This is a genomic window from Pseudomonas sp. Van50 (assembly GCF_055390755.1).
The window spans coordinates 712,222-730,551 of sequence record NZ_AP024343.1 but is presented as its reverse complement, the minus strand read 5'-3'; the positions used below and the strand labels follow the sequence as shown (position 1 = coordinate 730,551).

Here is an 18,330-nt window from a genome sequence, read left to right as displayed (position 1 = left end):
TGCCCCTGACTCGATTTATAGAGCAACAAGAAAAAGGCCCTCGTCATGCTCAATAAGCGCTATTTACCGTCGATTACCGCACTCCAGTGCTTCGAAGCCGTGACTCGCCACCTGAGCTTTACCCGTGCCGCCGAAGAACTCCATCTGACCCAGAGCGCCGTCAGCAAACAGGTCGCCCAGCTCGAGGAACTGTTGCAGCACCTGCTGTTTCGGCGTGTGCGCCGCCGCTTGCAACTGACACCGGCCGGGGAGTTGTACTTGGGGGAAGTGCGAAAAATCCTTACCCAGGTGGAGATGTCCACCCACTATCTGCGCTCCTACGGTGGCGATACCGAAGTGCTGCGTGTTTCCACGCCTCCGACCTTCGGTGCCCGCTGGCTGGTGCCCCGCCTGAAAGGCTGGCGGTTGCGTCATCCGAAAATTCATCTGGACCTGCGCAGCGAGCAGGAAGCCGACGACTTGCAGCAGGGGCGCAGCGACCTGGCGTTCTACTTCGGCCAGGGTTCACGCCCTGGCACCGAATCCCGGAGACTGTTCGACGAAGAGCTGGTGCCGGTCTGCGCGCCCGGCAGCCTGCCTGAGCAGGCCTTCACCGACCCGACCCAACTGGCCGAGCTGGTGCTGCTGCAAAACGCCTCGCGCCCCCAGGCCTGGCATGACTGGTTCGACAGCCAGGGCTACCACACCGAACACAGCTACCACGGGCCGCGTTTCGAAACCTTCTACATGTGCATCCGGGCCGCCCAGGTCGGCTGCGGCGTCGCCCTGCTGCCGCGGTTTCTGGTGGAAGAAGAACTGGCCGACGGCAAACTGGTCATCCCCTGGCAGCATGCGATGCCGAGCACCGATGCTTACTACCTGGCCTACCCGGAACATTCGGCGGAAGTGCCCAAGGTGCGGCTTTTCGTGGAATGGATGCTGGAACAGCTCGATAGCCCGGGTACGCCGCAATAACAGCAACCACCACCAAACCCTGTGGCGAGGGAGCTTGCTCCCGCTGGGGCGCGAAGCGGCCCTTTTCCATGCGGGCGCTGCGCACCCGAGCGGGAGCAAGCTCCCTCGCCACAGAAAGATACCTTGCCAGAGAAGAGTCGGTGACCAAAAATCACTGGCAATCCCCACCCGGGTTATGCGCCACTAACCCCCTCATCCCAAACCGCCGCACCCCGCTGCCCGCCGCAGCGGCCTGTCAGGAGAACCCTATGAGCGAGAGCGTATTTGCCGATCGTATCGTGCAGAACCTGCTCGACACCGACTTCTACAAACTGACGATGATGCAGGCGGTGCTGCACAACTACCCCAACGTCGAAGTCGAGTGGGAGTTTCGTTGCCGCAACAGCGAAGACCTGCGTCCGTACCTGGCGGAGATCCGCTTCCAGATCGAGCGCCTGGCGGAGCTGAGCCTGAGTGCCGACCAGTTGGGTTTCCTGGAACGTATCAGTTTTCTCAAACCGGACTTCCTGCGGTTCCTGGGCCTGTTTCGCTTCAACCTGCGCTACGTCCACACCGGCATCGACAACGGCGAGCTGTTCATCCGCCTGCGCGGGCCCTGGTTGCACGTGATTCTGTTCGAAGTGCCGCTGCTGGCCATTGTCAGCGAAGTGCGCAATCGCTATCGCTACCGTGAAATCGTCCTGGAGCAGGCCCGCGAGCAGCTGTATCGCAAGTTCGACTGGCTGAGCGCCAACGCCAGCGCCGAGGAGCTGTCCGAACTGCAAGTCGCGGATTTCGGCACCCGGCGGCGGTTTTCCTTCCGCGTCCAGGAAGAAGTGGTCAACGTGCTCAAGCATGATTTCCCGGGCGTTTCGTCGGCACCAGTAACGTGCACCTGTCCCGGGAGCTGGACATGAAACCCCTGGGCACCATGGCCCATGAGTGGATCATGGCCCACCAGCAATTGGGTCCGCGACTGATCGACAGCCAGATCGCCGCCCTCGATTGCTGGGTGCGCGAGTACCGGGGCCTGCTGGGGATCGCCCTGACCGACTGCATCACCATGGATGCGTTCCTCAAGGATTTCGATCTGTTCTTCGCCAAGCTGTTCGACGGTTTGCGCCATGACTCCGGCGACCCGGTGATCTGGGCCGAAAAAGCTATTGCCCACTACCACAAGCTCGGCATCGACCCGATGAGCAAGACCCTGGTGTTCTCCGATAGCCTGACACTGCCCAAATGCCTGGAGATTTTTCGGGCATTGCGTGGTCGCATCAATGTCAGCTTCGGTATTGGCACCAACCTGACCTGCGACATTCCGGGTGTCGAGCCCATGAGCATCGTGCTTAAAATGATCAGCTGTGACGGGCAACCCGTGGCCAAGATTTCAGACGAGCCCGGCAAGACCCACTGCAAGGACCCGAATTTCGTCGCCTACATGCGACACGTTTTCCAAGTACCTGCCGCCCTTTGATACATCAAGCAAGGAGTGAATTCATGCAAGCCGTACAGCGTGAGATTGCTGAACAGCTCAAGGTCCAGCCACCGTTCGCCCATGACGCCGACCTCAAGGCCGAAATCGCCCGGCGAGTGAGCTTTATCCAGGATTGCCTGGTCAATTCCGGGCTCAAGTCCCTCGTGCTGGGCATCAGCGGTGGCGTCGACTCGTTGACCGCCGGGCTGCTGGCCCAACGTGCCATGCGCGAACTGCGGGAGAAAACCGGCAACGCGGCCTATAAGTTCATCGCCGTGCGCCTGCCGTACGAAACCCAGTTCGACGAGCATGAAGCACAGGCCTGTGTGGACTTCATCGATCCCGACGAGCGCCATACCGTCAATATTGGCCCGGCGGTCAAGGCCTTGGCCGAGCAAGTCGCCGCGTTCGAAGGCAAGGCGGCGGTCTCGCGGGACTTCGTGCTGGGCAACACCAAGGCGCGGATGCGCATGGTGGCGCAATACACCATCGCCGGGGCCGAGCAGGGCCTGGTGATCGGCACTGACCATGCGGCCGAAGCGGTCATGGGGTTCTTCACCAAGTTCGGTGACGGTGCCTGCGACCTGGCGCCATTGAGCGGCCTGGTGAAAAACCAGGTCCGGGCCATCGCCCGTGACTTTGGCGCGCCGGAATCGCTGGTGGAAAAAGTCCCCACCGCCGATCTTGAAGACCTGTCGCCCGGCAAGCCGGATGAAGCCTCCCACGGCGTGACCTACGCCGAGATCGATGCGTTCCTGCACGGCCAGCCGATTCGCGAAGAGGCGGCCAGGATCATTTGCGACACCTACCGCAAGACCGAGCACAAGCGGGTGATGCCCTACGCCCCGTGACCGGCAATCTCTGTGGGCTCTGTGGGCTCTGTGGGCTCTGTGGGCTCTGTGGGCTCTGTGGGCTCTGTGGGAGCGAGCTTGCTCGCGATAGCGGTGGGTCAGTTTGCATTGATGTTGGATGTGCTGCCGCCATCGCGAGCGAGCTCGCTCCCACAAGGAGCGGTTGCCTGGCATAAAAAAGCGCCCTGCATGGGGCGCTTTTTTTGTACCTGAAATTGATCACTTCAGCGTAACGGTGCCCTTCATCATCGAGATATGGCCCGGGAACGAGCAGAAGAAGCCGTATTTTTCAGCGGCATCAAGTTTCGACACGTCGAAGGTTACCGAGTCGGTTTCCTTGGCCCCGATGAGTTTGGTGTGGGCGATGATGCGGGCATCACCTTCCTTGAGGTAGTTCTTGTCGATACCGGCAGCGAGGCCATCGGTGGCAATCGGCTGCATGTCGGCCTCTTTGCTCAGCACCCAGTTATGGCCCATGACGTTTTTCGGCAAGCTGCCCGAGTGGGTCAGCTCAACGGTGAATGTCTTGCAGCTCTTGTCGATCTCGATGGCCTTGGTGTTGAAGGACATCTGGTCGGTCGAGTCGATGGTGGTCTTGCACTCCGCTGCCATCAGTTGGCTGCTGGCCAGCGTCAACAGGGATACTGCAACAAGTTTGGCAAACATCGTGAATCTCCAAGGCATGGTTAACAAAAATCCGTCAAAGGGAAAGACTGCCTGATTTTCCGGCAAGTTCCTATGACCTGAGTCAAAGATTGTATACAACTTAAGGCTATCAGCCTGATGGACATAATCAACCAGCCATCAGTATGACGCGCCTCTATGATCAGCCCCATCAACCTCTGGAGCGATCGCCATGAACTTCAATAGCCTGTTATGCAGCTTGCTCGCCGCCTACGCCTGTGGCGCCAGTGGCACCTATGAAAAACCCCAGCGCGAGGTTTAAGTCCTTTGCGCAGCATAGGCCAGGCTTTACTCTGGTGCGGTGACTGACCACGGAGTAAAGCATGTCCATCGCGTCTGTTTGTGTATTTTGCGGCGCCAGCACTGGCACCAATCCAGCGTATCGTGAAGCGGCGCAGGCCCTCGGGCGGGCGTTGGCGGAACGAAAATTGACCCTGGTCTACGGCGGCGGGGCCGTCGGCCTGATGGGTGTCGTCGCCGACGCGGCCCTGGCGGCTGGCGGCGAAGTCATCGGCATCATCCCGCAAAGCCTGAAGGACAAGGAAATCGGCCACGGCGGCCTGACCCGCCTGGAAGTGGTGGACGGCATGCATGCCCGCAAGGCGCGCATGGCTGAACTCAGCGATGCCTTCATCGCCCTGCCCGGCGGCCTCGGCACGCTGGAGGAGTTGTTCGAAGTCTGGACCTGGGGCCAGCTCGGCTACCACGGCAAACCGCTGGGGCTGTTGGAAGTGAACGGTTTCTACAGCAAGCTCACCGCTTTTCTCGATCATATCGTCGGCGAAGGCTTCGTCCGCGCGCCCCATCGTGACATGCTGCAAGTGAGCGAATCCGCGCAGAACCTGCTCGATGCCCTGGACGAATGGCAACCGTCCGTACAGCCAAAATGGGCCGAACAAAAACCCAGCTAACGGCTCGGCCCCGATACAGGGCAGAATATGCGCCGCTCAACCTCACCTTCGACCCCAGAGGATCGCCCATGGCCAAACCCAATTATTCCTTCGCCAAACGTCAGAGAGACTTGGCCAAGGAGCAGAAGAAAGAGGAAAAGCTGCAGCGCAAGAAAGCCACAGCTGAAGAAGAAGCCGCACTGAGCCCGGATACCGAAGGCGAAGTAGCAGCAGAAGACGATGTCGATGCACCGAAAGATCAAGCTCCCGACGCCTGACTCCCCCTGGGCCCGATGATCCGATCCGGCCCTCAGGTTCTGTATCCAGGGCCGGCAGCCCCGCTGCCGCCCCTTACAATCCCAGCGCCTTGATAATCGACTGGCGATAACCCCCAGGCAGGTTCACCGGCAGTTGGTCCGGCGCGAACAGCCCGATCTCCTTGTGCTCATGACTGATGGTCGGCACGAAACCGCCCAGCAACTGGCAGCGGTACGTGGAGATGAAGACATGCTTGCCGGGAATGACCTCGAACAGGTACGAATCCAACGGCGCCCCCACGCTCACCTCAACCGCCAGCTCCTCGGCTATTTCCCGCGCCAGGCATTGCGGCGCCGTTTCGCCCAACTCGATCCGACCGCCAGGCAGCTCCCATTCATCGCGCTCGTTGAGCATCAGCACAACCAGGCCTTCGGGGGATTGCAGCACACCTTTGATGGACACCGGGAACATGGGCAAACCTCATCATCCGTAGGACACACAACCTGTGGGAGCGAGCTTGCTCGCGATAGCGAATCAACAGTCAACCTCCTCATTGACTGACACGATGCTATCGCGAGCAAGCTCGCTCCCACAGTGTTCATACAGCGTTCATTCCAACGGCATCACCGTCACCCGCACTTCAGGATCATGGGCACCGCCCCCAGGATCACCCCCCGCAACGGTGACACATCGGAAAAATCCCGGCCCCAGGCCAGGGTGATGTGTTCCAGGGCCGGTTGGACGTTGTTGGTCGGGTCGAAGTCCACCCACCCCAACACCGGGCAATACACCGAGACCCAGGCATGGGACGCATCGGCGCCAATCAGCCGGGGCTGGCCGGGCGGCGGCTGGGTCAGCAGGTAGCCGCTGACGTAACGCGCCGCCAGGCCGCGAGAACGCACGCAAGCCAGCATCAGGTGGGCGAAGTCCTGGCATACGCCCCGCCGCCGCTCCAGCACCTCCACCAGCGGCGTCGCCACTTGGGTCGCCTCGGCATCGAAGGTGAATTCCTCGAAAATCTTCTCCATCAGCGCTCGAACGCCGACCATCAACGGTCGTCCCGGCGGGAAGCAGCTTTCGGAAAACTCGACGAAGCTGCGCTTGAGATGCACATACGGTGACTCGAAACGATAGCGGCACGCTTCCAGCAACGGCGCAGCCAGTGGCCGGCCACTGTAGGTCAGCGCGTTGCGGGTCGACTCCCAGGCCGGGGACAGGTTGAAATCCAGCTCGGGACGGGCCAGCACCTCGACGCTCAAGCGGGCATTGACCAGCAGCTCATCATGGGGCCGTTCAAAGGCCAGCCGGGTCAGCGGGTTGCCAAACACATCCTGTTCATCGCGCCGGGTCGTCGGTTCCGGGCTGATCAACAGTTGCTGTTCGGTGCAACGCTGCCAGTCACAGGCCCGTGGCCACAGATGAGCGAGCTGCTGGGCCAGGGACACCGGGCTGTCGTAGTGGTAATGGGTATCGTGGAGGATCTGGTAACGAGCGCTCATCAGACGGACACCGTGCGTTGGCTGACGTCATCGACATGGGCGAAATGACGCAAGGCCAGGCGATCGGACACCTGGCCGCTGGCATCGGCCACTTCCTGCAACAGGTCGGCCAGCCCATCGAGTGCGGCGCGCAGGCTGGCTTCACCGAACAACGGGTTTTCCAGGCAACGCAGGTCAAAGCGTGACAGGCGTGCGACCAGGTCCGGCAAGACGGTTTCCCTGGGCGCGGCAAAATCATCGTTCAAGCGCTTGAGCGTGCGGGTCACCAGCTTCAACTGGAAGAGCACCGCGTGGGGGTTCTGTTCGTCCAGCAGCAGCAGGTCCAGCACAGGGATCAACTGGGCCACCGCCAAGTAACGCGAACGGTAGGTGATGCTGCTGTTGCCCAGTTCCAGCAACCACTCAAGCCCAGCCTGATCGAATACCGCATCGCTGCGCAGGAACGCCGCCAGGCTGCTGCTGAGAAACTGCAGGCGCTCCAGGCGCCGGCCGATCATCAGGAAGCGCCAGCCTTCGTCACGGGTCATGTCGTCCAGGGCGAACCCGGACAACGCCGCGAGGGACATCACCAGCCGATTGAGGAAATCCAGCAACTCGCCGAAGTCCGCTTCCTCGGTTTCCAGTTCCATGGCTTCGCGCTGCAGCTCCACCAGCGCCTGCCAGTTCTCCCGGGACAGCTTGCCGCGCACCTGCGAGGCGGCCCATTGCAAGCGCTGCAGGTTGGAGCGCAGGCTGAACGACCAGTCGTCCCCCAGCAGTGCCGCCAACAAACGCTCGGGCAGCTCGCCCTCTTCGGGCAGCAGCATCAGGCTTTCGCCCAGCGCCACCGCCGATTGCAGGGCCTGCGGATCGTCGCCATCGACATAACGCGCCAGCATGATCCGCAACAACCGCGCGCTGCCATCGCAACGCTCGCAGTAGCGGCCGAACCAGAACAGGTTTTCCACCACCCGCGAAGGCAGGTACGGATCCCGTCGAACCAGGTCATGGACCCCCACGGTTCGCTGGGCCTTCCATTGTTCACCGCCGGGCGCCTGCTCTCCCAAGACCCAAGTGTCCTTGCTGGCGCCACCGCGCTGCATCGACACCACTTCGGCATCGGCCTCGGCGGCCACCCGGGTCAGGCCACCCGGCAGCACCCGATAATCATCCTTGCCGGACACGGCATACATGCGCATGCCGATCGCCCGGGGCTGGATTTGCCCATCTTCGGCCTGCCAGACCGGTGCCTGGGACAGTTGCGCCAGTTCCTGGGCGACATAGGCATAAGGCCGTGCCTGCATGCGCGCCGCCAGTTGGCCGCGCTGCGCCTCGCTCAGGTCGCGACCGAACACCGGGCTGAAACTCTGGGAAGGAAATGCCGGCTTGATCAACAGTTGCGGCAATTTTTCCAGGGCCTGGGCCAGCACCGGCGGCTCACCGCACCACCAGGTGGCGATGGACGGCAGCAGCAGTTCTTCGCCGAACAGGTACTGGTTGATCTTCGGCAGAAAGCCCAGGAGACCCGGCGACTCCAGCACGCCACTGCCCAAGGCATTGGCCACCAGCACCCGGCCCTGGCGCACGGCTTCCAGCAACCCCGGCACGCCGAGGGCCGAATCGGTGCGCAATTCCAGGGGGTCGCAGAAATCGTCGTCGAGCCGACGCATGATGGCGTGGACCCGGCGCAGGCCACTGAGGGTCTTGAGGTAGACCGTAGCATCGCGAACCGTCAGGTCGCCGCCCTCCACCAGCGGATAGCCCAGCTGGCGCGCCAGGTACAGGTGTTCGAAATAGCTTTCGTTGAACCGCCCCGGCGTCAACAGCACCACCAGCGGCGACTCGCCGTCGCTGGGTGCCTGTCGCGCCAGGGTTTCCTGCAAGGTGCGGAAAAATCCGGACAGGTGCCGCACCTTCAAGTCGCGATACAAGTCGGGGAAGGCGCGGGAAACGATCATGCGATTTTCCAGCGCGTACCCGGCCCCCGAAGGCGCCTGGGTCCGGTCCGCCGTGACCCACCAGCGGCCGTCGGGCGTGCGCGCCAGATCCACCGCATACAAGTGCAGGAAACTGCCGTCCGGCGGCGCGATGCCCTGGCAGGGCCAGAGGAAATTGTTGTGCCCGAACACCAGCTCTGCCGGCAACAGCCCTTCGCTGATCAGCCGCTGCGGCCCGTACAGGTCGGCCAGCACCGCATTGAGCAATCGCGCACGCTGGGCGATTCCGGCGGACAGATGCTTCCATTCTTGCGGGTCGATCACATGGGGCAGCAGGTCCAGCTCCCACGGCCGGTCGGCGCCTTTCGGATCGGCGTAGACGTTGTAGGTCACGCCGTTTTCCTGGATCTGTCGGGCCAGCAGGGCCTGGCGCTGGAGCAACTGGGCCGGCGTGCTGCGCTGCAACTGGTCGAACAGCCGCCGCCAGTGCGTACGTACCGCACCGCTGTCGTCCATTAATTCGTGATAGGTGCCCGTCGTCAGCGGGTAACGGTCAAGCAGGTCAGGCATGGAAAGCTCGGCAGACGGCAATGAAAGGTGAGACTAGCGCAAGCGCATGACGCCCGGATAGGTGTGTTTTATGTTGGATCCGGCCTGGCTTTCGGACTGCAATCATCGTGGCGAGGGAGCTTGCTCCCGCTGGGCTGCGCAGCGGCCTCAGAATTTTACGGTCGCTGCGCAACCGAGCGGGAGCAAGCTCCCTCGCCACGGGGTTCACTTAGACCTTGGGTGCCCCTTGAAAACGTCGCAGGTCGAGCGTGAGTGGAAACTCGTCATCCACTGCCAGGCTGGGTATCGGCAGTTTCCCCGGCGTGTGTCCGAGACGGAAGAAGCGCGCCATGCGCCGGCTCTCGGCCTCGTTGGCATTCACCGGCAGGCTGTCATAGTTGCGCCCGCCCGGATGGGCCACATGATACTGGCAACCGCCCACGGAACGTTGCATCCAGGTGTCGAGCAAGTCGAAAACCAGCGGCGCATGCACCGGGATGGTCGGTTGCAGGCAGTTGGCCGGTTGCCACGCTCGGAAACGCACCCCAGCGACAAATTCGCCGACCCGACCAGTCGGTTGCAACGGCACCGGCACGCCATTGCAGGTCAGCAAGTAGCGTTGCGGCGCCAGGCCGCTGAGCTTGACCTGCAAACGCTCCAGGGAGGAATCCACGTAACGCACGGTGCCGCCCACCGCGCCCTCCTCCCCCAGCACATGCCAAGGCTCGAGGGCTTGGCGCAATTGCAGCTCGATACCGCTGACCGCGTAATCGCCCACCTTGGGGAAGCGGAACTCCAGGTGCGCGGCGAACCACTCGGCCCGCAGCGGGTAGCCGGCGGCGTTTAGCTCATGGATGACGTCGGCAAAATCCTGCTCGATAAAGTGCGGCAGCAGGAAACGGTCATGCAGCTCGGTGCCCCAGCGCGCCAGTTTCGCTGGCGCATAAGGCTCGCGCCAGAACCGCGCCACCAGCGCCCGCAGCAGCAACTGCTGGGCCAGGCTCATGCGGGCGTGGGGCGGCATCTCGAACGCACGCAACTCCAACAGGCCGAGACGCCCAGTGGCGCCGTCCGGTGAATAGAGCTTGTCGACGCAGAATTCGGCGCGGTGCGTATTGCCGGTCACGTCGATCAACAGGTTGCGCAACAAGCGATCGACCAACCACGGCGGACACGCTTCGCCGGGCTGTGGCATTTGCGCAAACGCGATTTCCAGCTCGTACAAGGCGTCGTTGCGCGCCTCGTCCACGCGGGGCGCCTGGGAGGTCGGGCCGATGAACAACCCGGAAAACAGGTAGGACAACGACGGGTGGTTATGCCAGTAACTGATCAGGCTGCGCAGCAGGTCGGGACGTCGCAGGAACGGTGAGTCGGCCGGTGTCGCGCCACCCAGTACGAAATGGTTGCCGCCGCCCGTGCCGGTGTGCCGGCCATCGATCATGAATTTCTCGGTGGTCAGTCGGGTCTGTCGCGCCTCTTCGTACAAAAACTCAGTGCGCTCGACCAACTCATCCCAGGTCGCCGAAGGTTGTACGTTGACCTCGATCACACCGGGGTCGGGGGTGATGCGGAAATTGCTCAGGCGCGGGTCGCTCGGCGGCTCGTAGCCTTCCAACAGCACCGGGCACCGCAGCTCCTCAGCCGTCGCCTCGATGGCGCTGACCAGTTCCAGGTAATCCTCGACCCGCTCCAGGGGCGGCATGAACAGATAGAGCCGGCCTTCGCGGGCCTCGGCACAGAAGGCGGTGCGGGTCAGCCAGTCAGCGGACTTGTCGATCTCCGGGACACGCTCCTGCTCGGTCGCCGCCTCGCCGTGACGCGCCAGTTGCTCGGTGCCGGGCAGTTCGGGCAAGTCCTGGTTCGGGTCGGTGGGGTGGATGAACGGGTACTCGGCCGCCGTCACCCAAGGCTGGGACGCCAACGGCAAGCGATACCCCAGGGGCGAATCCCCCGGCACCAGGCGACAGTGGTTGTCCCGCAGGTACCAGCGACCGCTTTGCCATTGATCCCCCTTGGCGGTGCGAGCCAACGGCAGGACCTGGCCGATGACCTTGTCCAGCCCCTGGCTGAAGACCTTGCGCAACCGTGCACGCTCCAGGGCGTCCTCCAGGCGTGGGTCCTCGGCCGTGACGTTCGAAGGCAGTGCGCCTTCGCGCCAGAGGTAATAGAAGTTGTCTTCGTAGGCCGGGAAGACGAACCGCGCAGGAATCTTCAAACGCTCGGCGACGCTCGCCAGGAAGCGTCCGGCCAGTTCGCCATCGGCGCCGTAATCCTCCTGCTCGTCGGCGATCAACGCGCTGTTGTGCCAGATCGGCACCCCGTCGCGCCGCCAATAGCAATTGAGCGACCAGCGCGGCAGTTGCTCGCCGGGGTACCACTTGCCCTGGCCGAAATGCACCAGCCCCTTGGGCGCATAGTGATTGCGCATGCGCTGGAACAGCTCGGCGGAGAGCCGGCGCTTGTCCGGCCCGAGTGCCGCGGTGTTCCACTCGGCGCCGTCCGGGTCATCGATGGAGACAAAGGTCGGTTCGCCGCCCATGGTCAGGCGCACATCGCCCTCCAGCAGATCGGCATCGATCTGCCGCCCCAGGGCCTGGATCGCCAGCCATTGCGCGTCGGTGTAAGGCTTGGTCACCCGCGGCGCTTCCCAGACCCGCTCGACGGACATTTCGTGGCTGAACTCACACTCGCAGGGCTCCACCAGGCCACTGATCGGTGCCGCCGAGGACGGATCGGGACTGCAGGCCAGCGGGATGTGGCCTTCACCGGCAAACAGCCCGGACGTCGCATCCAGGCCGATCCAGCCGGCACCGGGCAGGTAGACCTCGCACCAGGCATGCAAGTCGGTGAAGTCGACGTCGGTGCCGGACGGGCCATCGAGGCTCTTCACGTCGGCGGTCAACTGGATCAGGTAACCGGAGACAAACCGCGCGGCCAGGCCAAGGTTGCGCAACAGCTGCACCAACAACCAGGCCGAGTCGCGGCACGAGCCGGACGCGTGCTCAAGGGTATGCTCCGGGGTCTGGACGCCGGGTTCCATGCGGATCAGGTAATTGATGTCTTCGCTCAGGCGCTGGTTGAGCGCCACCAGGAAATCCACCGACGGCAACGGCGTACGGTCGATGCCATCCAGGTAGGCCTGGAACCTCGGCGTCAGCGGCAGGGTTTCCAGGTAAGGCGCCAGCTCCTTGCGTTCGTCAGCCGCATAGGCAAACGGAATTTTCTCGGCGTAGGGCTCAAGAAAGAAATCGAACGGATTGAACACCGCCATTTCCGCCAGCAGATCGACCTCGATCCGCAGCTCCCGGGTTTTCTCGGGAAATACCAGCCGCGCCAGGTAATTGCCCTGGGGGTCTTGCTGCCAGTTGATGAAATGCTGCTCGGGCGAAACCTTCAGCGCATAGGAAAGAATCCGCGTGCGGCTGTGGGCTGCCGGGCGCAGGCGAACGATCTGCGGGCCGAGTTCGACGGCGCGGTCGTAGCGGTAATGCGTGACGTGATGCAATGCGACATGGATCGACACGACGTGCCTCCTGCGAGCCTGGGCGGTATCGAAAGCGGCGCAAGACTTATGCCATGCAGGCAGGCCCGACACTTTCTTTGTCTACTCAAGGCAGTAGAGCACTAAAAACGCGCGATGCCCGTATTCATCTGTAAAGGAATGCACATAAATGCGGCGCGAATCGACTCAGCGACGCGGGCGCGAGGCCTTGGCGGCCTGAATGATCAGCGCGCGTTGGCGGCGGATATCGACGAGTTTGCTGCGCATTTCCCGATGACGCTTGCTGTTGAGCAGTAACAGCCCCAGCAGTGGCAACAGCACAGCGAACAGGTATACGCCCTGATGCGCGCCATAAGCGAACGTAGGCAGCACCGCCGCCAGACAGGCCAGGAAATACCCCGCCACCCACCAGACCGCCCAGGCGCGCCCGCGAGCGATCAAGAGGTTGCCCAGGACCAGGACGAGCACCAGGGCCAAGGTGCCGAGCCCGACATAGTCGGTCCTGGCTGACGGCTCCAGGGCACGCCAATAGGTGGCCCCGGCCAACACAAGCAGCGTGGACCCGGAAAAGCAGCCCAGCAGGATCGTCCCCATGAACACCGGAAAATAACGGGCGAGGAATGACTTCAGCGATCCGCCCCCGATCATTCCGTGAACTCCTCGTACAGGCCGACGGCAACCGTCTTCACGGCGCCATCGCCGGTATAACTGCCAATGACCCCCAGCGCGCCTCCGAGGGAGTCCTTTATCTGCGTCAGTGTCGCGTGCCTGATCTCGGCAGACGAATAACGTTTGGGCAGGGCGCCCGCGCGCTGCTGCAGCTTGAGCAGCTTCGCGGTCAGGCTCGGGTCCCTTAGCGTCAACAGCTCCTTGGTCAGTTTGCTGCGCTCTTGCCGATTCAGCCCTTTGAGCAACTGATACCAACTCTTTCCGGTGGCGGCCGCCTTGTTGGCCTTGAGCAGCCGGACAGTCGTCAGGGCCGAGCCACCGACCCCCACCAGGGAAACCCCGTCAAGGATCGGCGACACGATGTTGTACCAGTCGGCGTCGTTCATCTCATCGTTGCCGGTCGGATTGCTCAGCTCATTGGCCACCCGCATCCCGCCAATGACGCATTGCGCAGTACTGGCCGTCGCGGCAGCGGCGCCCAGGGCAACGACAAAGGCACTTGCCCCCGCCGTAAAGGGCACCGCGACGCTGCCACTGAACACCACCACCCAGCCGATCACCGCGGCGACACAGGACAAGCCGGCATTGGTCGCTTCAAGCCCGAGCTTGGACTCGCGCGGGCTGCTTTTGACCTGATCGATGAACTGCTGCGGCGCGATGTATTTTTTCGCCTCGCGCAAAATGATGCGCTTGGGCGCGATGCTGCAAATCGGCTTGAACTCGCGCAGTGTCACGACGTTGTATTCGGAATCGACATACACCACACCCGCCCCGGCGATGCCAGGATCGGCGTCAATGGCAGCAAACAGGCGCGGCAGGTTGATCTGGCTTTCGATGCGTTTGCGGGCCATGAACTGGGAGAAGCTCAGGTCCATGCCGATGCCCGTTGTAGCGCTGCTCATATGAATCGTCCTTGAGAATCGGAAGTGAGTCTTTATCCACACACAATACTGTGGCGAGGGAGCTTGCTCCCGCTGGGCTGCGAAGCGGCCCCAAACAATCCCATGCCATGCTCCCAGGCAGACCGTGCCGGCCGGTTTACGACGGCTTCGCCGCCGAGCGGGAGCAAGCTCCCTCGCCACAAGAGCTGCGCTCGGCTTTATTGCATTGGCTAGGCTGGCACCGGCGGCGGCCAAGATAGCAAATGGGCAGCACCGTCGCTAGAAAGCAAAACGCCAGCACTGAGGCTGGCGTTTTACATCGTAGATTGACCCGTTAGCGTGGCACGACAGGCTTGCGTGCCGGCTTCGGCCCCTTGCCCTTGGCCGCATCCTTGCGTTCCTTGGCGGCCTGCTGGTTGCGGGCGAAAGCCGCGGCCTTGGCCTGCTCACGCTTGTCCCACGGGTTACCGCCATCGCTGGCCCGCGGCGGCAGGCCGGTGTGCTGGGTCAGGATCTTGGTGGTTTCCTTGGCCACCTTGTGGCTGCCGGCTGGCGTCGAGTTCTTGCGACGGGCGCTCTGGTAGCTGTCGGTGGCCGGCTGGTGCAGCGGGATCAATTGGTTCTTGCCCGGCCCGATCAAATCGGCCCGCCCCATGCGGGTCAACGCCTCACGCAGCATCGGCCAGCCCTTGGGGTCGTGATACCGCAGGAAGGCCTTGTGCAGGCGGCGCTGCTCCTCGCTCTTGACGATGGTCACCGCATCGCTCTTGTAGGTGACCTTGCGCAGCGGGTTCTTGCCCGAGTGGTACATGGCGGTGGCGGTGGCCATCGGCGACGGATAGAACGCCTGCACCTGGTCGGCCCGGAAGCCGTTGCCCTTGAGCCACAGCGCCAGGTTCATCATGTCTTCGTCGGTGGTGCCCGGGTGGGCAGCGATGAAGTAGGGAATCAGGTACTGCTCTTTCCCGGCTTCCTTGGTGTACTTCTCGAACATCCGCTTGAATTTGTCATAGCTGCCGATGCCCGGCTTCATCATCTGGTTGAGCGGGCCTTCCTCGGTGTGCTCCGGAGCGATCTTCAGGTAACCGCCAACGTGGTGGGTCACCAGCTCCTTGACGTATTCCGGCGACTCGACCGCCAGGTCGTAACGCAGGCCGGAGGCAATCAAAATCTTCTTCACCCCAGGCAAGGCCCGGGCGCTGCGGTACAGCTGGATCAGCGAAGAATGGTCGGTGTTCAGGTTCGGGCAGATGCCCGGGAACACGCAGGACGGCTTGCGGCACGCGGATTCGATTTCCGGGCTCTTGCAGGCAATGCGATACATGTTCGCGGTCGGGCCGCCGAGGTCGGAAATGACCCCGGTGAAGCCCGGGACCTTGTCGCGGATCTCTTCGATCTCGCGGATGATCGACTCTTCGGAGCGGTTCTGGATGATCCGGCCTTCATGCTCGGTGATCGAGCAGAAGGTGCAGCCACCAAAGCAGCCACGCATGATGTTCACCGAGAAACGGATCATCTCGTAGGCCGGGATTTTCTCCTTGCCGTACGCCGGATGGGGAACACGCGCGTAAGGCATGCCAAACACGTAGTCCATTTCTTCGGTGGTCATCGGAATGGGCGGCGGGTTGAACCAGACGTCGACTTCGCCGTGCTTCTGCACCAAGGCGCGAGCGTTACCCGGGTTGGTTTCCAGGTGAAGCACACGGTTGGCGTGGGCGTAGAGCACCGCGTCGCCACGGACCTTTTCCACCGATGGCAGGCGAATCACGGTCTTGTCGCGGGTCATTTTCGGGCTCGCCAGGATCTGCACGACCTTGGCTTCGCTCGGGTCCTCAACCGGCCCCTTCTCCTGCTCGATGGCGCAGGCTTGAGTGTCCTGGGTGTTCACGTACGGATTGATGATCTTGTCGATCTTGCCCGGGCGGTCGATGCGCGTGGAATCGACTTCGTACCAGCCTTGCGGCGTATCGCGACGGATGAATGCGGTGCCGCGCACGTCGGTGATGTCTTCGATCTTGTGGCCATAGGACAGGCGCTGGGCGACTTCGACAATCGCCCGCTCGGCGTTGCCGTAGAGCAGGATGTCGGCGCAGGCGTCGATCAGGATCGAGTTGCGCACCCGGTCCTGCCAGTAGTCGTAATGGGCGATGCGGCGCAGCGACGCTTCGATACCACCCAGCACGATCGGCACGTTTTTGTAGGCTTCCTTGCAGCGCTGGCTGTAGACCAGGCTCGCGCGATCCGGCCGTTTGCCCGCCAGGCCACCTGGGGTGTAGGCGTCATCGGAGCGGATTTTCTTGTCGGCGGTGTAGCGGTTGATCATCGAGTCCATGTTGCCGGCCGCGACACCGAAAAACAGGTTGGGCTCGCCAAGCTTCATGAAGTCGTCTTTGGACTGCCAGTTCGGCTGGGCAATGATCCCCACGCGAAAGCCCTGGGCTTCCAGCAAACGGCCAATGATCGCCATGCCGAACGATGGGTGATCGACGTAGGCATCACCGGTCACGATGATGATGTCGCACGAATCCCAGCCGAGCTGATCCATCTCCTCCCTGCTCATGGGCAGGAACGGCGCCGGGCCGAAACATTCGGCCCAGTACTTGGGATAGTCAAATAACGGCTTGGCTGCTTGCATGTCGATGACCGGTATAAAGGATGAAAAATCGCGGGCGCGGAATATAGCACAAATTTTGACCAATTCCGACGGCTATGGTCGGAAATCGGCGGCGCACCTATCGCGAGCAAGCTCGCTCCCACCTTGGAATGCATTCCTCTGTGGGAGCGAGCTTGCTCGCGATGAGGCCGGATCAGACGACGAAGAACTTACTCATCGTCATCGAAATTGTAGCTACCCGGCGCCAGGTTTTCGAAGCGCGTGTATTTGCCGATGAACGCCAGGCGGATGAAGCCGATCGGGCCGTTCCGCTGCTTGCCGATGATGATTTCGGCGATGCCCTTGTGCTCCGTCTCGGGGTGATACACCTCGTCGCGGTAGACGAACATGATGACGTCGGCGTCCTGCTCGATCGCTCCGGATTCCCGCAAGTCGGAGTTCACCGGGCGCTTGTTCGGGCGCTGTTCCAGGGAACGGTTCAGCTGGGAGAGCGCCACCACCGGGCAGTTGAACTCCTTGGCCAGGGCCTTGAGGGAACGGGAGATTTCGGAAATCTCGTTGGTCCGGTTGTCGCCGCTGGAACCGGGGATCTGCATCAGCTGCAGGTAGTCGATCATGATCAGCGCGATATCGCCGTGCTCACGCACCAGGCGCCGGGTCCGGGCGCGCATTTCCGACGGGCTGATACCGGCCGTATCGTCGATGAACAGCTTGCGGTCATTGAGCAGGTTGACCGCCGAGGTGAGGCGCGGCCAGTCGTCGTCTTCCAGTTGGCCGGAACGGACCTTGGTCTGGTCGATGCGCCCCAGGGACGAGAGCATACGCATGATCAGCGATTCGCCTGGCATCTCGAGGGAGTACACCAGCACCGCCTTGTCGCTGCGCAGCACGGCGTTTTCCACCAGGTTCATCGCAAAGGTGGTCTTACCCATGGACGGACGGCCGGCGACGATGATCAGGTCGGACGGTTGCAGGCCGCTGGTCTTCTCGTCGAGGTCGGTGTAGCCGGTGGACAGGCCGGTGATGGCGTTGTCGGTGTTGAACAAGGTGTCGATGCGGTCGATGGCCTTGGTCAAGAGGTCGTTGACGCTCACCGGTCCGCCGGTTTTCGGCCGAGCCTCGGCAATCTGGAAGATCTGCCGTTCGGCTTCGTCGAGGATCTCGGCGGCGGTGCGACCTTCCGGGTTGAAAGCGCTGTCGGCGATCTCGGTGCTGATGCCGATCAACTGACGCAAGGTCGCCCGCTCGCGGACGATCTGCGCATAGGCCTTGATGTTGGCGACCGACGGCGTGTTTTTCGCCAGTTCGCCCAGGTAACCGAGGCCGCCAACCTGGGACGTCTGCCCTTCCTTGTCCAATTGCTCGGCCAGGGTAACGACGTCGATCGGCATGTTCTGATCGGCCAGACGGGCGATCGCACGGAAAATCAGGCGGTGGTCATGCCGGTAGAAATCGCCGTCGGAGACTTGATCGAGCACGCGTTCCCAGGCGTTGTTGTCCAGCATCAGGCCACCGAGCACGGCCTGTTCGGCCTCGATGGAATGCGGAGGCACCTTCAGGGCGGCGGTTTGCAGATCGTATTGCTCGGGAGCGGTGATTTCGTTCATGGC

At 62.5% G+C, this 18,330-nt stretch carries 12 protein-coding genes and 2 pseudogenes; 5 read left to right on the top strand and 9 right to left on the bottom strand.

What is annotated here, in order from left to right:
- Positions 1–45: 45 nt before the first annotated feature.
- The 3 genes and pseudogenes from ACZ5M5_RS03135 to nadE all read left to right on the top strand — a co-directional run bounded on the left by ACZ5M5_RS03135 (position 46) and on the right by nadE (position 3,258).
- The gene (locus ACZ5M5_RS03135) at positions 46–954 is read left to right on the top strand and encodes a LysR family transcriptional regulator (protein WP_060739402.1); all 909 of its coding nucleotides are present in this window, start codon (positions 46–48) and stop codon (positions 952–954) included.
- A 248-nt stretch (positions 955–1,202) separates the two neighbouring features.
- A pseudogene (pncB, locus tag ACZ5M5_RS03130) lies at positions 1,203–2,407 on the top strand (nicotinate phosphoribosyltransferase).
- Between the two features lie 23 nt (positions 2,408–2,430).
- Positions 2,431–3,258 (top strand): ammonia-dependent NAD(+) synthetase, encoded by an 828-nt coding sequence (nadE, locus tag ACZ5M5_RS03125; protein ID WP_060739404.1) that lies wholly within the window; start codon positions 2,431–2,433, stop codon positions 3,256–3,258.
- Positions 3,259–3,477: 219 nt separating this feature from the next.
- On the opposite strand, the gene azu is transcribed toward nadE, so the two are convergent.
- Positions 3,478–3,924 (bottom strand): azurin, encoded by a 447-nt coding sequence (gene azu, locus ACZ5M5_RS03120; RefSeq protein ID WP_060739405.1) that lies wholly within the window; start codon positions 3,922–3,924, stop codon positions 3,478–3,480.
- Between the two features lie 341 nt (positions 3,925–4,265).
- On the opposite strand from azu, the gene ACZ5M5_RS03115 reads away from it, so the two are divergent.
- Together ACZ5M5_RS03115 and ACZ5M5_RS03110 are read left to right on the top strand one after the other, a co-directional pair.
- On the top strand, positions 4,266–4,853 hold the full coding sequence (locus ACZ5M5_RS03115; protein ID WP_060739406.1) for an LOG family protein: 588 nt from the start codon (positions 4,266–4,268) through the stop codon (positions 4,851–4,853).
- 68 nt (positions 4,854–4,921) lie between these two features.
- Positions 4,922–5,110 (top strand): hypothetical protein, encoded by a 189-nt coding sequence (locus tag ACZ5M5_RS03110; protein ID WP_060739407.1) that lies wholly within the window; start codon positions 4,922–4,924, stop codon positions 5,108–5,110.
- Between the two features lie 73 nt (positions 5,111–5,183).
- Here the strand turns inward: ACZ5M5_RS03110 and ACZ5M5_RS03105 are convergent, their stop codons facing one another.
- From ACZ5M5_RS03105 to dnaB, 8 genes and pseudogenes are all read right to left on the bottom strand, one after another.
- A complete protein-coding gene (locus ACZ5M5_RS03105) occupies positions 5,184–5,561 on the bottom strand; it encodes an NUDIX hydrolase (protein ID WP_060739408.1) in 378 nt (125 codons plus the stop codon).
- Positions 5,562–5,699: 138 nt separating this feature from the next.
- Positions 5,700–6,589: pseudogene (locus tag ACZ5M5_RS03100) on the bottom strand (transglutaminase family protein).
- Positions 6,589–9,075 carry a circularly permuted type 2 ATP-grasp protein gene (locus ACZ5M5_RS03095; protein WP_464738569.1) on the bottom strand — a complete coding sequence of 829 codons (2,487 nt, stop codon included), beginning with the start codon at positions 9,073–9,075 and terminating at the stop codon, positions 6,589–6,591. Before ACZ5M5_RS03095 ends, ACZ5M5_RS03100 begins: the two are co-directional and overlap by 1 nt.
- Before the next feature lie 208 nt (positions 9,076–9,283).
- A complete protein-coding gene (locus tag ACZ5M5_RS03090) occupies positions 9,284–12,577 on the bottom strand; it encodes a transglutaminase family protein (protein WP_464738568.1) in 3,294 nt (1,097 codons plus the stop codon).
- Positions 12,578–12,742: 165 nt separating this feature from the next.
- Entirely contained in the window at positions 12,743–13,204 is a 462-nt protein-coding gene (locus ACZ5M5_RS03085; protein ID WP_103308792.1) for a hypothetical protein, read from the bottom strand.
- Complete coding sequence (locus ACZ5M5_RS03080; protein ID WP_060739413.1) at positions 13,201–14,127, bottom strand: hypothetical protein; 927 nt, start codon at positions 14,125–14,127, stop codon at positions 13,201–13,203. Before ACZ5M5_RS03080 ends, ACZ5M5_RS03085 begins: the two co-directional genes overlap by 4 nt.
- 313 nt (positions 14,128–14,440) lie before the next feature.
- Complete coding sequence (locus ACZ5M5_RS03075) at positions 14,441–16,741, bottom strand: YgiQ family radical SAM protein (protein WP_060739414.1); 2,301 nt, start codon at positions 16,739–16,741, stop codon at positions 14,441–14,443.
- Positions 16,742–16,929: 188 nt separating this feature from the next.
- Entirely contained in the window at positions 16,930–18,327 is a 1,398-nt protein-coding gene (dnaB, locus tag ACZ5M5_RS03070) for a replicative DNA helicase (RefSeq protein ID WP_027911801.1), read from the bottom strand.
- Between the last annotated feature and the right edge of the window lie 3 nt (positions 18,328–18,330).